General features: G+C 38.9%; 19 protein-coding genes. 14 read left to right on the top strand and 5 right to left on the bottom strand.

What is annotated here, in order from left to right:
- From L0668_RS13115 to L0668_RS13070, 10 genes are all read left to right on the top strand, one after another.
- On the top strand, positions 1-1218 hold the full coding sequence (locus L0668_RS13115; RefSeq protein WP_235313102.1) for an NADH:ubiquinone reductase (Na(+)-transporting) subunit B: 1218 nt from the start codon (positions 1-3) through the stop codon (positions 1216-1218).
- Entirely contained in the window at positions 1208-1966 is a 759-nt protein-coding gene (locus tag L0668_RS13110; RefSeq protein WP_235313101.1) for a Na(+)-translocating NADH-quinone reductase subunit C, read from the top strand. The genes L0668_RS13115 and L0668_RS13110 overlap by 11 nt, the downstream gene beginning before the upstream one ends.
- Before the next feature lie 12 nt (positions 1967-1978).
- Entirely contained in the window at positions 1979-2611 is a 633-nt protein-coding gene (locus L0668_RS13105; RefSeq protein WP_235313099.1) for an NADH:ubiquinone reductase (Na(+)-transporting) subunit D, read from the top strand.
- Positions 2612-2614: 3 nt separating this feature from the next.
- Positions 2615-3223, top strand: coding sequence for an NADH:ubiquinone reductase (Na(+)-transporting) subunit E (gene nqrE, locus L0668_RS13100; protein ID WP_235313097.1), 609 nt, complete (start codon positions 2615-2617; stop codon positions 3221-3223).
- Between the two features lie 19 nt (positions 3224-3242).
- Entirely contained in the window at positions 3243-4475 is a 1233-nt protein-coding gene (nqrF, locus tag L0668_RS13095) for an NADH:ubiquinone reductase (Na(+)-transporting) subunit F (RefSeq protein ID WP_235313096.1), read from the top strand.
- A 51-nt stretch (positions 4476-4526) separates the two neighbouring features.
- Complete coding sequence (locus L0668_RS13090) at positions 4527-5567, top strand: FAD:protein FMN transferase (RefSeq protein WP_370659899.1); 1041 nt, start codon at positions 4527-4529, stop codon at positions 5565-5567.
- A gap of 28 nt (positions 5568-5595) precedes the next feature.
- The gene (nqrM, locus tag L0668_RS13085) at positions 5596-5829 is read left to right on the top strand and encodes a (Na+)-NQR maturation NqrM (protein ID WP_235313094.1); all 234 of its coding nucleotides are present in this window, start codon (positions 5596-5598) and stop codon (positions 5827-5829) included.
- 123 nt (positions 5830-5952) lie between these two features.
- Positions 5953-7011, top strand: a complete 1059-nt coding sequence (gene dinB / locus L0668_RS13080) for a DNA polymerase IV (protein WP_268820368.1) — start codon at positions 5953-5955, stop codon at positions 7009-7011.
- 119 nt (positions 7012-7130) lie between these two features.
- A complete protein-coding gene (locus L0668_RS13075; RefSeq protein ID WP_235313092.1) occupies positions 7131-8306 on the top strand; it encodes an MFS transporter in 1176 nt (391 codons plus the stop codon).
- A gap of 11 nt (positions 8307-8317) precedes the next feature.
- The gene (locus L0668_RS13070) at positions 8318-8527 is read left to right on the top strand and encodes a DUF1653 domain-containing protein (RefSeq protein WP_235313090.1); all 210 of its coding nucleotides are present in this window, start codon (positions 8318-8320) and stop codon (positions 8525-8527) included.
- Positions 8528-8537: 10 nt separating this feature from the next.
- Here the strand turns inward: L0668_RS13070 and L0668_RS13065 are convergent, their stop codons facing one another.
- On the bottom strand, positions 8538-9461 hold the full coding sequence (locus tag L0668_RS13065; protein WP_235313089.1) for an SRPBCC family protein: 924 nt from the start codon (positions 9459-9461) through the stop codon (positions 8538-8540).
- A gap of 140 nt (positions 9462-9601) precedes the next feature.
- Positions 9602-11329, bottom strand: coding sequence for a Na+/H+ antiporter NhaC family protein (locus L0668_RS13060; protein WP_235313087.1), 1728 nt, complete (start codon positions 11327-11329; stop codon positions 9602-9604).
- 67 nt (positions 11330-11396) lie between these two features.
- Here L0668_RS13060 and L0668_RS13055 point away from each other — a divergent pair, with 67 nt between their 5' ends.
- Positions 11397-11870 carry a GNAT family N-acetyltransferase gene (locus tag L0668_RS13055; RefSeq protein WP_235313085.1) on the top strand — a complete coding sequence of 158 codons (474 nt, stop codon included), beginning with the start codon at positions 11397-11399 and terminating at the stop codon, positions 11868-11870.
- Here the strand turns inward: L0668_RS13055 and L0668_RS13050 are convergent, their stop codons facing one another.
- Positions 11871-12224 (bottom strand): hypothetical protein, encoded by a 354-nt coding sequence (locus tag L0668_RS13050; protein ID WP_235313083.1) that lies wholly within the window; start codon positions 12222-12224, stop codon positions 11871-11873. It lies immediately after the preceding gene.
- 139 nt (positions 12225-12363) lie between these two features.
- Complete coding sequence (locus tag L0668_RS13045; protein WP_235313081.1) at positions 12364-13353, bottom strand: serine/threonine dehydratase; 990 nt, start codon at positions 13351-13353, stop codon at positions 12364-12366.
- Positions 13354-13466: 113 nt separating this feature from the next.
- Between L0668_RS13045 and L0668_RS13040 the strand changes: the two genes are divergently transcribed.
- Positions 13467-13841, top strand: coding sequence for a PH domain-containing protein (locus L0668_RS13040; protein WP_235313080.1), 375 nt, complete (start codon positions 13467-13469; stop codon positions 13839-13841).
- Positions 13842-13930: 89 nt separating this feature from the next.
- Here L0668_RS13040 and L0668_RS13035 read toward each other — a convergent pair whose 3' ends face one another.
- Positions 13931-16165 carry a S9 family peptidase gene (locus L0668_RS13035; protein ID WP_370659905.1) on the bottom strand — a complete coding sequence of 745 codons (2235 nt, stop codon included), beginning with the start codon at positions 16163-16165 and terminating at the stop codon, positions 13931-13933.
- 127 nt (positions 16166-16292) lie between these two features.
- On the opposite strand from L0668_RS13035, the gene L0668_RS13030 reads away from it, so the two are divergent.
- Both L0668_RS13030 and L0668_RS13025 read left to right on the top strand, forming a co-directional pair.
- Positions 16293-17039 carry a tRNA1(Val) (adenine(37)-N6)-methyltransferase gene (locus L0668_RS13030; protein WP_268820367.1) on the top strand — a complete coding sequence of 249 codons (747 nt, stop codon included), beginning with the start codon at positions 16293-16295 and terminating at the stop codon, positions 17037-17039.
- A 72-nt stretch (positions 17040-17111) separates the two neighbouring features.
- Complete coding sequence (locus L0668_RS13025; protein ID WP_235313078.1) at positions 17112-17489, top strand: hypothetical protein; 378 nt, start codon at positions 17112-17114, stop codon at positions 17487-17489.
- Positions 17490-17515 lie beyond the last annotated feature (26 nt).

The following is a 17515-nucleotide window of genomic DNA, read 5'->3' as shown; positions in this document are numbered from 1 at the left end:
ATGGGCTTAAAGGCATTTTTAGAAAAAATTGAGCCGGATTTTGAAGCCGGTGGAAAGTACGAAAAATGGTATGCGCTTTATGAAGCTGCAGCCACCATTTTTTATACTCCAGGAACTGTTAATAAATCGACTACTCACGTAAAAGACAGTATCGATTTAAAACGTATTATGATCATGGTGTGGATGGCAACATTCCCAGCTATGTTTTACGGTATGTACAATGTAGGTGCACAAGCTCACGAAGCTATTTTAGGTGGTGCAGTCTGGGCTGATACAGCTACAGCATTTTGGCAAGCAGGTTTGTTTGAAATGTTTGGTGGTCAGCTAAATGCTGATAGTACTTGGATAGGCATGATGCTTTACGGCGCATGTTTCTTCTTACCCATATATGCAACAGTCTTTATTGTTGGTGGATTCTGGGAAGTCTTATTTGCATCGGTACGTAAACATGAAATTAACGAAGGTTTCTTCGTTACTTCAGTGTTATTTGCTTTGACCTTGCCGGCTACCATTCCTTTATGGCAAGCCGCGTTAGGTATTACATTTGGTGTAGTAATCGCTAAAGAAATATTTGGTGGTACTGGCCGTAACTTCTTAAACCCAGCATTGTCTGGTCGTGCATTCCTTTATTTTGCTTATCCTGGACAAATTTCTGGTGATGCGATTTGGGTAGCTGCAGATGGATATTCGGGTGCAACAGCCTTAAGTCAGGCTGCATCAGGTAGCATTACAGATTGGAGTATGAACGCTGATTGGTGGAATGCATTCTTCGGTAATATCCAAGGCTCTGTTGGTGAAGTATCGACTTTAGCTATTGCCTTAGGTGGTTTATTCCTAATTTACATGCGTATTGCCTCATGGCGAATTGTATTGGGTGTGTTAATTGGTGGAGCAGCATTAAGTACATTACTAAATATGATCGGTAGTGATACTAATCCAATGTTTGCTATGCCGGCAACCTGGCATATTGTTACAGGTGGTTTTGCCTTTGGTATGTTCTTTATGGCGACTGACCCTGTTTCTGCATCATTTACCAATCAAGGTAAATGGGCATACGGTATTTTGATTGGCGTAATGTGTGTCATGGTGCGTGTTATCAACCCTGCTTTCCCTGAAGGCATGATGTTGGCCATCTTATTCGCTAACTTGTGGGCTCCTTTGTTCGATTATTTTGTTGCCCAAAGTAATATTAAACGGAGGATCGCTCGTGTCGGCTAAAAAAGAAACTTTAGGAAAAACAGTAGGTGTTGTTGTTGCTGTATGTTTAGTTTGTTCGATTATTGTATCTGGCGCAGCAGTTGGTTTACGTTCGTTACAACAAACAAACGCAGCATTAGATAAACAATCAAATATTGTTCAAGCTGCAGGTTTAATGGATAAAGCTGCCGGTGATATTGCTGGTACCTTTGCCAAATACGTTGAAGAAAAGTACATTGACCTAGCAACTGGCCAATACGTAGAAAAACCTTCTGATAACTACGACATGTATAAAGCTGCCAAAATGGCTGAATACTCGGTTAAGGTTGAAGGTAGTAATGTTGGCTTTCAACAACGAGCTAGTATTGCAAGCATCTATGTTGTTAAAGATGATGCTGGTGAAGTGTCACGTATCATTTTACCTGTGCATGGTAGTGGTCTGTGGGACTTAATGTACGGTTTCTTAGCGATTGACGCTGATGGTAATACAGTTCGTGAACTGATTTATTATCAACAAAAAGAAACCCCAGGGTTAGGTGGCGAAGTCTTGAACCCTAGCTGGAAAGCCAAGTGGGACGGTAAAAAATTGTTTAACGAAGGCGAAGTGGCTATTCAGGTCAAGAAAAATGCAAATCCAGCTGATCCATATGCTGTCGATGGGCTTTCTGGTGCGACGTTGACAAGTAACGGTGTACAAAACACATTGTCTTATTGGTTAGGTGAAAATGGTTACGGCCCTTACCTAAAAAATAAAACTTGGAAATCGTAAGGAGTTCACACAATGGCTGACGTTAAAGAAATGAAAAAGGTATTGTTTGGACCGGTTCTAGACAACAACCCAATTGCTCTACAAGTACTGGGCGTATGTTCGGCGCTTGCAATTACTACTAAATTAGAAACAGCTTTGGTTATGTCGTTAGCGTTAACAGCGGTAACAGCATTTGCTAGTTTGTTTATCTCATTAATCCGTACTCAAATACCATCGAGTGTTAGGATTATTATTCAAATGACTATTATTGCTTCATTGGTAATAGTAGTTGACCAAATATTGAAAGCGTATTCTTACGAGATTTCTAAGCAACTCTCGGTGTTTGTTGGCTTGATCATTACAAACTGTATTGTAATGGGACGAGCAGAAGCATACGCCATGAAGAGTCCACCTATGATGTCTTTCTTAGACGGAATTGGTAACGGCTTAGGTTACTCTATGGTATTGATTGTTATTGGTACCATTAAAGAGTTATTTGGTTTCGGTACAATTTTAGGTTTCCCTGTATTAGAACTTGTTCAAAATGGTGGTTGGTATCAAGGTAATGGTTTATTGATTTTACCTTTCAGCTCTTTCTTTTTGATTGGTGGCTTGATTTGGGCGATTCGTACTATCCGTCCTGAACAAGTAGAGCCGAAGGAGTAATTCATGGAACATTATTTAAGTATTTTTATTAAGTCTGTTTTCATTGAAAACATGGCGCTTTCATTATTCTTGGGTATGTGTACCTTCTTAGCTGTGTCTAAGAAAGTAAAAACATCCATGGGTCTAGGTGTGGCGGTAATTGTTGTGTTGGGTATTTCGGTACCGGTTAACCAAATTATCTTTGTCAATATTCTTGCTCCTGGTGCACTTGCTTGGGCTGGTTTTCCTAACGCAGATTTAAGCTTTTTGAGCTTTTTAACCTTCATCGGTGTGATCGCTGCTTTAGTACAAATTCTAGAAATGACTTTGGATAAGTTTTTCCCTGCGTTGTATAACGCACTTGGCGTTTTTCTACCGCTAATCACTGTAAACTGTGCCATCTTTGGTGGTGTAGCTTTTGCCGTGCAGCGCGAATACAACTTAAGTGAAAGTTTAGTTTACGGTATAGGTAGTGGGTTAGGGTGGGCAATAGCCATTACTTTACTTGCTGCTGTTCGTGAGAAGCTGAAATATGCTGACATGCCAGAGGGTATCAGAGGTTTGGGATCTGTATTTATGATCGCAGGTTTGATGGCTCTGGGTTTCCAATCATTCACTGGCGTGTCGCTTTAAGCGGTCTGGGAGTATTTTAATGAATCCAAATGAAATTTATCTTGGTGTAGGCATGTTTATCACTATCGTATTAGCGTTAGTGTTTATCATCATGTTTGCTAAATCCAAATTAGTACCAGAAGGTGAAGTAACTATTACCATTAATGATGGTAGCCAAGACTCAATTACTGCACAGCCGGGTGACAAACTATTAGGTGCGTTAGCCAATGCAGGCATATTTGTTTCTTCTGCTTGTGGTGGTGGCGGAACATGTGGTCAGTGTCGTGTTGATATCAAAGAAGGTGGTGGAGAACTATTACCTACTGAGTTAGATCACATCAGTAAAAAAGAAGCCAAACACGGTTGTCGTTTATCTTGCCAAGTGGCAATTAAACAAGACATGAATATTGAGTTAGAAGAAGAAATCTTCGGTGTTAAAAAGTGGGAATGTGAAGTTATTTCTAACGATAACAAAGCCACGTTTATCAAAGAACTTAAACTTAAAATTCCAAATGGCGAAAGCGTTCCATTTAAAGCCGGTGGTTATATTCAAATCGAGGCTCCACCTCATCATGTTAAGTATTCAGACTTTGACATCCCTGAAGAATATCGTGGTGACTGGGAACGTTTTGGTTTCTTTAATATTGAATCAAAAGTTGACGACGAAACTATTCGTGCTTATTCGATGGCTAATTACCCCGAAGAAGAAGGCATCATAATGTTGAACGTGCGTGTGGCTTCCCCTCCGCCTAACAACTTGTCTTTGCCTGCTGGTAAAATGTCGTCGTATATTTGGAGTCTTAAAGAAGGTGATAAAGCGACTATCTCTGGTCCTTTCGGTGAGTTCTTTGCAAAAGACACTGATGCTGAAATGGTATTTGTAGGTGGTGGTGCTGGTATGGCGCCAATGCGTTCACATATATTTGATCAACTACGTAGATTAAAATCAAAACGTAAGATGACATTTTGGTACGGTGCTCGTTCACTTCGTGAAATGTTCTATGTTGAAGATTTCGACATGTTACAAAAAGAGAACGACAACTTTACTTGGCATGTTGCTTTATCTGATCCACAACCAGAAGATAACTGGGAAGGGGATACAGGGTTTATTCATAACGTATTGTTAGAAAATTACCTGAAAGATCACCCTGCTCCAGAAGACTGTGAGTTCTATATGTGTGGTCCACCTATGATGAACGCAGCGGTTATCAATATGCTTAAAGAGTTAGGTGTAGAAGACGAAAACATTATGTTGGATGACTTCGGCGGATAATCGTTAAGCTTATTTAAATGAATTACAAAGGGGCTTGATGCCCCTTTTCTTATGGAAAAGTTTATTGTGAAATTACTAAAGTCTTATTTTCAATCGCTGGTTTTATCAGTTTTTTGTTTAACTCTAATGTTCTCTTGTGGACGAGATGAAAAAGAAATTCATCTCACTGGCCCAACTATGGGTACTGTGTACAATATTAAATATGTAGATACAGACTTGATTACAGCAAATGAATTACAAAAATTAGTAGATACTGAGTTACTTAATATCAATCAACTGATGTCTACATATATTAAGGACTCAGAATTGAGTCGCTTTAATCAATGGAATAGTACAGAGCCTTTTCCTTTATCTAATGCAACTTTATTTGTGATGCAAGAAGCTAAACGCCTTGGAGAACTTAGTAGTGGTTTACTCGATGTGACAGTTGGCCCTTTAGTTAACTTATGGGGCTTTGGTCCTGAAGCACGTCCCGAGAAGATACCTTCGGATGCAGATATTATAGCGGCTAGAGAGCGAGTCGGCTTGAATAGACTTAAACTAAACGTGACTTCAGCGAGGAAAACTCATCCAAACCTGTACGTTGATTTATCCACCATTGCTAAAGGATACGGAGTGGATAGATTGGCAGAAATCCTACAGCAGTATAATATTCACAATTTCCTAGTAGAAGTGGGTGGTGAAATGCGTTTGTCAGGTAAAAAATCAAATGGTCAGGATTGGAGAGTCGCTATTGAGAAACCTTTGACAAAAGAGCGTGCTGTTGAGCGTATTATTAGTGTAGGAAATAACGCCATTGCGACTTCTGGAGATTATCGCAACTACTATGAAGAAAATGGCATTCGCTACTCCCATTTGATCGATCCGACTACAGCTTACCCGATTAATCACAATCTAGTCTCAGTGACAGTTGTTCACTCGTCTTCAATGACAGCCGATGGATTAGCAACCGCTTTAAATGTAATGGGTAAAGAAAGAGCCTTAGCATTGGCTAACAAAAATGACTTAGCCGTGTTTTTGATTACTAGAGAAAATGATGATTTTAAAGAGTATACTAGTACCAAGTTTGAACAAGTGGTTACTGTTCATTAAGGTTTAAGTATTTTATTCGGAGTTAATTTTGAGTACCTTTATTCTCGCATTCGTATTTTTCCTCGTTGTCGTTGTGGCAATGGCTGTAGGCTATATTTTCCAGCAAAAAACCATCTCTGGTAGTTGCGGTGGATTAGGTTCAATAGGTATTGATAAAGCTTGTGATTGCCCTGAACCTTGCGATCGTAAAAAAATGCGTATGGAAAGAGAGCTAGCCAGAGAAAAGAAACTAAAAGAATGGAAAGAAAACCAGATATTATAGTGTAATCAAAGCTTCTTCTCGATTGAACCGCCAGATATTTAGGCGGTTTTTTTATATTGATTTTTTAAATAATTCCGGCAGTATACTGTTTAAATAAACAGTTGTTTTTTAAATAGGCCGGTTTTGAAGAAAATCATCCATATAGATATGGATTGTTATTATGCCGCGGTAGAAATGCGAGATAATCCAGATTACCGGAATGTGCCTTTAGCTATTGGTGGTAGCACCGATAGGCGTGGAGTGATTTCCACCTGTAATTATATCGCTCGAAAATTCGGTGTACGCTCTGCTATGGCCACTTCACATGCGCTTAAGCTATGCCCTGATTTAGTATTAGCACCTAGTAGAATGGATTTATATAGTGATATATCTGAGCAAATCCGCCAGATATTCCTGCGTTATACCAATAAAATTGAACCGCTATCTTTAGACGAAGCTTATTTAGATGTGTCTGACTGCGAGTTATTTTCTGGTAGTGCAACCTTAATTGCTGAAGATATTCGTCGAGCCATTTTTGCAGAAACTCAATTAACCGCATCCGCCGGGGTAGCACCGTGTAAATTTGTAGCTAAAATTGCCAGCGACGAAAATAAGCCAAATGGAATTTGCGTAATTACCCCACAGAACCTTGACCAATTTGTTGTGCAACTAAAGTTGGGGAAGATCCCTGGAGTGGGTAAAGTTACTCTTTCTAAATTAAATGACATGGGACTGTATACCTGCGCCGATGTGCGTAATTATCCATTTGACAAATTAGTTAAACGTTTTGGCAAATTTGGGCCTGTAATTTGGGCTCGTAGCCACGGTGAAGACGATCGTGGTTTAACGGTAGAACGCCAAAGAAAATCTGTTGGAGTAGAGCGAACTTTACCACAAGATATTTTTAGCCTAAGCGATTGTCGCCAGATGGTGGATAATCTCTATCCAAAACTTCAAGAGAGATTAAAGAAATCCAGCCCCAACCTAGCGATTCAAAGCCAAGGGATAAAACTTAAGTTTTCTGATTTCCAACAAACTACTGTAGAGCACAAATTTCAAAAGTTAAATAAAGATTACTTCTTTGAGCTTTTAACAGAAGGACTAGCCAGACAAGCTAACAGAGGTATTCGTTTAGTCGGGTTACATGTAGGCTTGATTGACAGACAAACCCAAAAACAACTTACCTTAGCTTTTAGCGAATAAGATACGCCCAAATTACCGATTGTACTTAGTGTCTTGAAAGACATATCAAATGTCTTATTCGAGCGATTAAATTAGGTATAGTTGTACTTTCCCTTTCAATGACTGTCTTGTATTTTTTTATGCCCGCTAATATTTGGTTGTTAACCTTAATTCAATCCCTTGCCATGAGTGCTGCCACTATGCTGGTGTTAGCTGGCGGAGTGTTGGGGGCTCAATTAGCTCCAGATCCAAAGTGGGCGACTATGCCTCTTGCTATGACAGTAGTGGGAACCGCAGTTGGAGTATTTCCAATCACTCGTTTAATGCAACACTTTGGTCGTAAACCAATCTTTATGATTGCAGTCAGTTTGGGCGCTACTGATAGTCTATTCTTAGCTTATAGCGTTTTGCATGGTTGTTTTTACGGATTTATTATAGGAACATTCATTCTTGGAATGGTAATGGCTGGGATCCAGCAGATACGTTTTGCCGCGATGGAATCCGTAAGTCCACTGCTAGCACCTAAGGCCGCTTCTACCGTTATGCTCGGCGGTTTAGTGGCCGCAATTTTAGGCCCTGAACTTGTGTTAATCGGTAATAAGCTCGTGCTGCAGAATTTTGTTGGCGCTTTTTATCTAATGGCAACGATACTCGCTATTTGTTGTGTACTATTCGCTTTTATCAAAAACACTCATGTAAAAAATCAGTACGTATCTGATTCAGGACGCAGTTTAAAACAAATAGTTAAACAGCCTAGTTTTGTGTTAGCGGTTTCGGCATCGGTAGTGGGGTACGCTTTGATGAGTTTTATTATGACAGCTACGCCTGTGCATATGCATGTTATAGAGTCCCATTCTTTAGAACATACAAAGCTGGTTATTCAGAGTCATATTTTTGCCATGTTTTTTCCTTCGTTATTTAGCGGTTGGTTAATTAGTAAAATTGGCGTGAATAAAGTGATTTATTTAGGTTTGATGGCATATATGTCCACCATTGTCATTGCACTTTCTGGTTCAGAATTTATGAACTATTGGTTTTCATTGGTGTTATTAGGGCTAGGCTGGAACTTTTTGTTTTTAGGTGGGACAGTATTGTTGTCAACAAGCTATCAGCCTGCTGAAAAATTTAAAGTGCAAGGCTTAAACGAGTTTTTAGTTTTCGGTTGTCAGGCTTTGGCATCCTTAAGTGCTGGCGTTATTTTAAATCTAATTCATTGGCATGGACTATTAATGGCAAGTGTTAGCATCATACTGATTCAGACTGGTATCATTGCTTGGCAGCAGTACAAAACAGTTAAAGAACAATCATTCACTTAAGGTTAAATTAGATGTCATTACAGTTAGGTAAATATCGTCATTACAAAGGTAACAAATATGAAGTGATTGGTGTAGCTAGACACTCTGAGGATGAATCCCAATTAGTAGTCTACAGACCGCTTTATGGCGACAAGGGCCTTTGGGTAAGACCATTAGAAATGTTTGTTGAGCAGGTGGAAGTTGAAGGAGAAAATAAGCCCAGATTTGAATATTTAGGCTAATTTTCTTACTTTATTTAATTGGAAAATTAACCTCAGTCACTAACTCATTGTGTGGTGTGATGTTTGGTTCGTTCATGTATTGTTCGAATGGTGGAATGTGTTTATTACACTTTAATTCCTTGTTTTGTTGCATGTTATATAAAGTACTCCAAGCATTGCCTAGGTAAACATAAGGGCCAGTATGTTTGATGGTATATTTTTTTGTCGCTGGTATTTGGGCATATATATACTTTGAAGATCGCTGTTGAGGAAATAGCCTAACAGGTATTGCCGCGGTATACTCAACTACCTTTTTTACCATGTCCCATTTATGGTAAATCGATAATGCTTGACCATTTATTAAATCTTTATGACCTTCAAGGTAATTCGCTAAGTCATTAAAGTCTCTACCCATTGCTTCAGCAATTTCCGATTGAGAACACTCAGTCTTTATTCCAATGTAAGTTATTGAGGGGGATTCACTCACTCCCTTAAACTCCAGTTTGGAAGGTACTTCGCCTTGTTCGGCTATGGCTTTAAGCATCAATAAACCTCGCTCATAGTCTTTACCTATAAAGGCTATCATCATTTTTTTCATCCAGAATAGGAAGAAAGGCAGCTTACTATGCATAGTCCAAGTAATTTCAACTGAGTCTTGTTTGTCTGAAAGTAAAAACGAAACCTCAGCTTTAGACTTCCATGGCTTAAAAAAATTAAGAGAATAAATAATCTGATTGTTTTTTTGCTCGGATAAAATTTCCATTTTGCCCTCACCTACCCTAGAACCAAACCACTGATAAGATTTGCCATCGCCTGATATTTGTACTTTGGCGTCTGGCTCCATAATCAACCATGGAGACCAAGCTTGCCAGTGGTTAAAATTGGTCAGTATTTTAAAAATGTTGTCTATTGGTGCGTTGACATTAATTGTTCGTAATACACTAAATTTTGGCATACATAACTATCCGAAAAAATGACTCTTATTGATTGTTAATAACATATTTCATGTGAATTTAACGATCTATGTGACTAACTCAACAAAATATGTGACGAATCAAGTTTAGTAGAATATTGTTAAGGTGTAATAAATCAAAATTAAGCAAAGATCCAAACAGTGGATGTCCAAAGTATTGCCGCTAAAATTGCTGCGAAAGTAGCGGGTATTATTTGCGACTTAACGTGATCCATTAAATCACAGCCAGTGGTCATTGAACTTAAAATGGTGGTGTCAGAAATAGGTGAACATTGATCGCCATAAACACTGCCATTTAAGATGGTGGCAAAACAAACCATCATAAATATTTCTGGGTTAGCTAAACCTTGGGTTTGCGCAATGCTCCAAGCTAAGGGTAAACCTAGCGGAAATGCAATAGCATAGGTTCCCCAACTTGTGCCAGTTGAAAATGCGATTAACATAGTCATCAATTGTAAAATCACAGGTAGACACCAAAAAGGAATTTGCTCACCTAAGGTGGCCACTAAATATATCCCTCCTCCTAATTGTTTACTTAACACACCTATGGTTAAAGCAAACATTAAAATGACTGAGGCGACAACCACGCCTTTTAATCCGTTACCGAAACCATCTATCACTTGTTTGAGGGTCATGCCTTTAAAAACGGCGATAAAAATTGATAAGCCTAAAGCACTAGAAAAAGCCCAATGAATTTGCGGTGAACCCATCACAAAAAACGAACCTATAGCGACTAAAATTAAGCTGAGAAGAGGCAAAATAAATTCCAGCATGTGTGCTTGATAACCTTCTGGCACTTGATTGTGGTGTAGTTCTTTTGCGCTAATAGGCATGGCGTTTGGCGCGTCTAATTGGCCAGTAGATTGAGCGCGCAACACGGCTTTTTGTAAAGGTTTACCACTAAAAATTGTGATATTAAGACTAAGCAAAAGTGTGCCTAAAATGGCAAAAATAGCATAAAAGCTAAAGGGTAGGCTGGAAAAAAAGAACGCAATTCTGTCTTGTTCGGTAGCTAAAAATGCCACGCCAGGAATGAACAAAAAAGCTTGTACATAGGCAGGCCAAGCGTTGAAAGCTATGATTGAAGCAACAGGTGAAGCGGTAGAGTCGACTACATAACTTAACTCTTCATGACTTACTCCAGCTTTGTCGGCTATAGGTTTAACTGTGGTTCCCACTAACACAGTACTCATGGTACCACCTTGAAAAAATATAATACCTAATAACCAAGTGACTAATTTGGCTGATCTAGGGCCTTTTACATAGTGTAAAGTCATGTAGTCTGCAAAGGCTTGAGCGGCTCCCGTTTTAGCCCACATACCCATTAATCCACCGAGTAACCATAAATACAATATTAGAATCGATGCGGCGTTTGAGGTACCAATATTAGGGATAAACACTTGATGGGTAATATCAAATCGCCCTAACATCACTGCTCCTATGATGATCCCACCTAATAATGAGACTAAGGGTTCTCTCGTTAATAAACACAAAGCAATAGCTACAAATGCTGGCAACAATGACCATATCCCAAAATGGAAGTCTGCCTTAAGTAGTACTACTTCACCCTCGGAGCCTAAATATACCCACTGTTCTAATATTAGAGGTTTATCTTGTTGCGAGTCTAAGACAGCTTGGCGTATAGGTGAGGTTTGATAATCCACTATAGATTCGATTGATATTTGTTGGTCAGCAGCTTTGTAGACTAACCTTCCATCTGCAGTCTTATAAGTTTGGTACTGATGTTGATTCTCTACCCACTCAGGCGATAGATTAAAGTTAATGTAAAAGGCGCAGAGCAAACAGCAAATAAAGAAAATTAGACTGGTGTTTTGTATCCGTTTGAACATGCATGTTATCTTCTTTGAATTAGGAACTATCAATTTATACGCCTTACAAATTAAAGGAAACCTTTGTATGAAGTTTTTAAGGGCAACAACTGAACATATGTTGCAGATAAAAAGGTGGTTTCATCATTTTGACGAAATTCAAAGGTGGGGTGGGCCGGAATTAACATACCCAATTGAAGACCAAACCTTTACCGAGTTACTACAAGCGCCTCATTTTAACTCTTACGCTATGTTAGATGAAAATAACCAGGTCATGGCATTTGGTCAGCATTATATAAGATTAGAGCGTCACCACTTAGCACGTTTGGTGGTTAACCCCAACAACCGAGGGCAAGGTTTAGGTCAGGTACTGGTCAAACAATTACTAGATATAGCCATTGGCTTACATACAGCCCAGAGCGCCTCATTATTTGTATTTGAAGACAACCTAGCAGCTTACCATTGTTATCAAAAATTGGGATTTGTTGAGACGGATTATCCAGGGGGGGTGCCAGGTAATATGAAAGATTGTGTGTATATGGTGAAAGTGAACAGAGACTAGTTAAGGCTGACAATCAATTAACATATTTACCAAAGTCACAGACCCAGAATGACGGCCTATTAACTGACCTTTTTGATTAAAAATCAAAGCTTGATTCGAGTTTTTAGGTAAATTAAACAAACTACGAATTTGGTGCCTTTGGCGGCCACTAATCTCTTTGTGAGGAGCTGTGTCACGCCATAAATTTAGATCGATGAATACTACTTTCCGCCTTTGGATTAATCTATCTAGAGTCTTAATTTCCTTATTTAAGTACAGATCAGCAGCAGGCTTAAGTGAATATATTATGGTGCAGTTAGCATCGGCAAATAACCATTCATTTGCTTGTAAAAAACGGGATTGAAATAATGCCATTAGGAGTACGGCAACACACCATAATTTCAAAATTAATGTTCTCAATTGATTAAGCGTTAAGTTATCCCTCATATCATACAAGCCATTGATATTGATTTCAGGTTTTTAACTTAATTGATTAATCTGATGTGTTTGGGGCTTACAAGCTAGGCATGTTTTCTAAATGATTAAATTGCCAAATTTGTTGCATCTTTTGGTAATCAATATTGCCGCCGGATAATATTACTAATACCTTTTGTCGGGTGGTTTGGTTTTTTAACCAATTAACAACCGCTGCCATGCTCATGGCACTTGTTGGTTCTACGTGGAGCTTTAATAAGTGCTGTAACCATTGACACCAATAAGCAATCTGCTGTTCGTCTATTTCATAAAAACCATCAAGGGCTTGCAGGTATGGAAAGGTTTCTTGGCCAACCGCTAACGTAGCAGCGCCATCAGCTAAGGTGTTAGGTTGGGCAGTTAATGATTGGATAGAGCCTGTGCGTAACGACTGGGCTGCATCATTGGCTAATAATGGCTCAGCACCTAAAACTTGGATATTGGGTGAGATAGCTTTACTTGCAATCAATGAGCCGGAAATTAAACCTCCACCACCAACAGGCGCTGCAACGGCACTTATTTTGTCGGTTTGTTGCATGGCTTCAAATACCACTGTTCCTTGACCAGTAATGATATCTTGATGATTAAAAGGCGGTACCCAAAGTGCACCGTTTTTTTGGGCAGCTTCTTTTACTTTTTGGTCAGCTTCTTTTCGAGTGTTACTTAAATCAAGGGTTGCACCATAATATTGAGTGGCAGCCGCTTTAACTGTCGAAATATTTTTCGCACTGTAAATAGTGGCTTTTACACCCAAAACTTGTGCAGCATAGGCTACAGCTTGAGCATGGTTACCTGAACTACTGGCTACTACTTCGTTGCCAAGCCTGCCTTCTTGTTTGGCTTTCAACATCATATTCAAGGCGCCTCGCATTTTAAATGCACCGGTTTTTTGCAAACACTCAGCTTTAAAAACAATCTCGTGTCCTAACCACTCATTCAGTAAGCTAGATTTTATAATCGGAGTTTGACTAATATAGGGCTTAATACGTGTATGGGCAGTTTCAATATCGGATAAGGTGATACTTGGCATGGTTAGTTCAGGGCATAGATTGGCAAGAAGGTGTGCTAGATCTTATCCTAATCTTGATATTTTCCTAGCAACATTTATGCTGATTTTGAAAATTCAACCAGAAGGAATGTTAAATGGGTATCCTTGACGGATTATTAGGCAACGCATCTGAGATAAATGTAAATGAAGTGGCTGAAGAATTAGCGCCAATAATTGGCGATACTGAAAGTATTCAGCAGGTTTTTAAAGTAATTAGAGATATGTATGTGTTTACTAACAAAAGACTCATACTAATTGATAAACAAGGCATGACGGGTCGTAAAGTGGATTATCACTCGATCCCATATCGCGCCATAACGCAGTTTAAAATTGAAACTGCCGGACATTTTGATCTTGATGCAGAGCTAAAAATTTGGATCTCTGGTCAAGACCAACCAATTGAAAAGGAATTGAAGAAAGATACTGTGGTGGGTATTCAAAAAACACTTGCAACCAATATGTTTGCCTAGAAATATATTTCAGTAACCGTAAGTGATTGCTCACTCAGAAGATATTTAACGCCCTTAGTTAAAATGAAAGGGCGTTAATTTAATCGTGATTACTTTTCTTCCATATCGAAATGGTTATCGAAGAAGTTGGTAATGGTTTTATACATATGTATTCCGGTATTTTTGCCACGAATACTGTGTTTTTTACCTGGGTAATCCATGCTTTCAAATGGTATGGCTAAGTCTTGTAGGTGTTTGTATAACTTAGTGCTGTGAGAGAACAGTACATTGTCATCTGCCATTCCATGATAAATCAACAACTTACCTTTTAGATCTTTGGCGTATGGGAAAACAGATGATGCTACATAAGCTGCACTGTCTGTTTTGGGGTTGCCCATATAACGTTCTGTGTAGTGAGTGTCGTACAATGCCCAATCCGTTACAGGGGCACCTGCTACGCCTGCTTGAAAGTATTCTCCCGCCTTAAACATACCCATAAGTGCCATGTATCCACCATAACTATGCCCATGTATGCCTATTCTATTGGCATCAACATAAGGTAGGTTTCTTAAAAACTTCACACCTTCGACTTGATCTTGCACTTCAATCTGGCCCATTTTTTTATAAATAGGGGCTTCGAATTGATGGCCACGATAGTTCGAGCCTCTGTTATCCACAGTGAATACTACATATCCTTTATTCACCCAATATTGCATAAGCAGACCACGGTTACCTTGCCAACTGTCTTTTACTAATTGAGCGTGTGGGCCACCATAGGTAAATACAATGACTGGATGTTTGTCTGCAAGTTTTTTAGGTTTATATAAACGGTAATATAACTCGGTGCCGTCAGTTGTTTTAAAGCTCGATATTTCTGGTTTTACCCATTGTTGTTGAAAAGGGTAAAGGGGATGGGATGGAGAAATTTTATTTTCGTTTAACCAAGTGATTTCTTGGCCATTAGCTTTATGTAAACTGACTTGTTGAGGTGTATTGGTTGTAGAAAAACTATCCACATAAACACTCCCATCATGACTGAAACTAATTGCGTGTGTGCCACTGCGTTTGGTGATTTTTTTAACTGTAGCGTTGGTTAATGACACGCTATATAAATGGCGTTCGATTGGTGTATCTAAGGCACCTGTGAAATAAATTAGCTGCTTTTTCTCATCAATAGCGGCAATTTTATCCACTACCCAATCACCTGTAGTAAGTTGTTTGACTAACTCTCCATTATTTTTATACAAGTATAGGTGCTTGTATCCACTTCTTTCTGAAGCCCAAATGAAGTGTTTTTTATCTTTTAGAAACCGTAAATCTTTATGCAAATTAACCCAAGTGTCACTAGTTTCAGTTAGCAATGTTGTTTGTGTTTGATTCTGCACATTGTAACTATTCAAACTTAAAGATTGTTGGTCGCGAGTTTGCAATTGATAAGTTAAATGCTGACTATCGGCCATCCATTTAACTCTAGGTAGATAGATGTCTTGCTCTTTGCCTAAATCTACCCAAGCAACTTTGTTCGACGCTAGCTCAATAATGGCTAATTTAACGGTTACATTATTTGTGCCAGCACTGGGATATCGCTGAGTGATCATTTTAATTGAGTCAGCGTATATTTCACTGCGAGTTATTTGCTCTACCGGTGATTCGTCAACTTGAATAAAAGCAATACGTTTCTCATCTGGCGACCACCAATAACCCGTCATGCGCTTCATTTCTTCTTGTGCAACAAACTCCGCCATGGCATTTTTTATATTGTCTTTACCGTCAAAAGTAAGCTGAGTCTCACGACCACTGTCCATATTTTGGATAAATAGGTTTTGCTCTCTCACATAAGATATGAAATTACCCTGAGGGGATAGTTTGATATCTGTTTCGAATGCTTGGGTATCAAGTAGTTGTTTGGCTTTTTTTGCCCCTAACGAATAGTGGAAAACATCACCATCAAGTGGAAAAAGTAGTGATTTTCCATCTTTTGCCCACTGGTAGCTAACAATGCCAGTACCGCTTAAACGCATACGCTCTCTACGGGCTTTTTCTTCATCTGACAATTCAGCAGGTGCAGATTGTAAGTTATTGGAGTCAAACAATAGTTGGGTTTTACCACTAGAGATGTCATATTCCCAAATGTCTAAACGCTCATAGTCATCTTTTTTCCCTTGTAAAAAGGTGACACGTTTACCATCAGGCGACACTTTCAATTTATTTTTTTTGCTGCCCTGCAAAGCAGGCGATTGAAATATACGTTCAATAGATAAGGTTTGATTATCGAGTGTATTTTCACTTGCGTGTACAAGACTTGAACTCAAGCTGCACAGCATAAAGCAGGCGAGTTGTTTAATCATATTAAATTCCAATTATTTTTAAGGGTGAAAAGAGCTTAACTGCGAGGGTATACTTGAAGGGGTGTAAACTTACCTAGCTTTTAAATCTATAATCTAATTATGTTATATCTTATATTAAATTTCAATGTTTGGCGGGAGCTTTAAGTTACGCATGTATGGTTTTCAGTTTAAACAATTCGCGATTGAGCACGCTAAGTGCGCCATGAAGGTAGGCACTGACAGTATTATGTTAGGCAGCTGGGTGAATGTAGCCAATGCAAAAAATATTTTAGATATTGGCACTGGCAGTGGGTTACTGGCAATTATGTTGGCGCAGAATGTTCAACCAGATTGTAAAATTACAGGAATTGATTTAGATGTCAGTGCAATTGTCCAAGCAGTGAGTAACGGGGCACAGTCTCCTTGGGCAGAACAATTGTTCTTTGAACAGGTTGCATTACAAATTTTTCAAGTTAATACACCATTCGATTTGATTGTGTCTAATCCTCCTTACTTTCCTGTTAATCATGCTTCTAATGCAAAAAATAGCGATATTAAAAGAATTAAAGCGAGACAGATCAGTGGATTAAACCACGCAGAGTTATTAGAAAGAGTGGCAACACTTTTGACAGAAGCAGGCCGGTTTTATTGTGTTTTGCCAGATGATGCTGTGGCCAAATTTATTGTATTCGCTGAGTCGGTGGGGCTTTATTGCAAGGAGCAGCTAAAAGTAAAAGCAAACCCCGAAGGAAAGGTAATTCGACATTTACTATTATTTAGCAAACAGAAAAGCCAAATGCTGATCTCACACATGTGCATTTATGGCGAGCAGAAAGAGAAATACTCTACTGAGTATCGAAAATTATGTCGAGAATATTACCTTAATTTTTGACAACCCATGTTTATATCACCTATCTTTTGATCAGGTAGAGATTACGCAGATATGAAATGAAAGGGGAAAATGATGAAAGCATTTGAATTACCCAAATCAATATCATCGCTTGCACAAGAGTTGCAGATTATTCAAATCAACTGGCAGGGGGTGACAGTTCAAATTCCTAAATTTGCTGTTTATTCTATTATCGAAAATCCTGTGTTTGACAAAATTATTTATAAAAATGGCCGAGAAATTGGCTTGTTAAAATTTGGACGTTATACCATTCCAATCTTAGATCCCTTTAGAGGCAATATAGAGCCGACTCCGAACTTTGCTGTAGTGATTAGTCATAGTCGTGGCAACTTATTTGGCTTGTACGGATATCCCGCTGATTTTGTCGATCCTGACGTACATATTTCTTCGTATCATGGTTCGGTGACCAGAATAGTTCGTGACTACGTTTAATTTATCACGATCGGTAGAGTCCTCTT

The organism is Paraglaciecola algarum (genome assembly GCF_021532655.1).
GTDB classification, from domain to species: domain Bacteria; phylum Pseudomonadota; class Gammaproteobacteria; order Enterobacterales; family Alteromonadaceae; genus Paraglaciecola; species Paraglaciecola algarum.
This window is presented reverse-complemented; position numbering and strand designations above follow the sequence as displayed.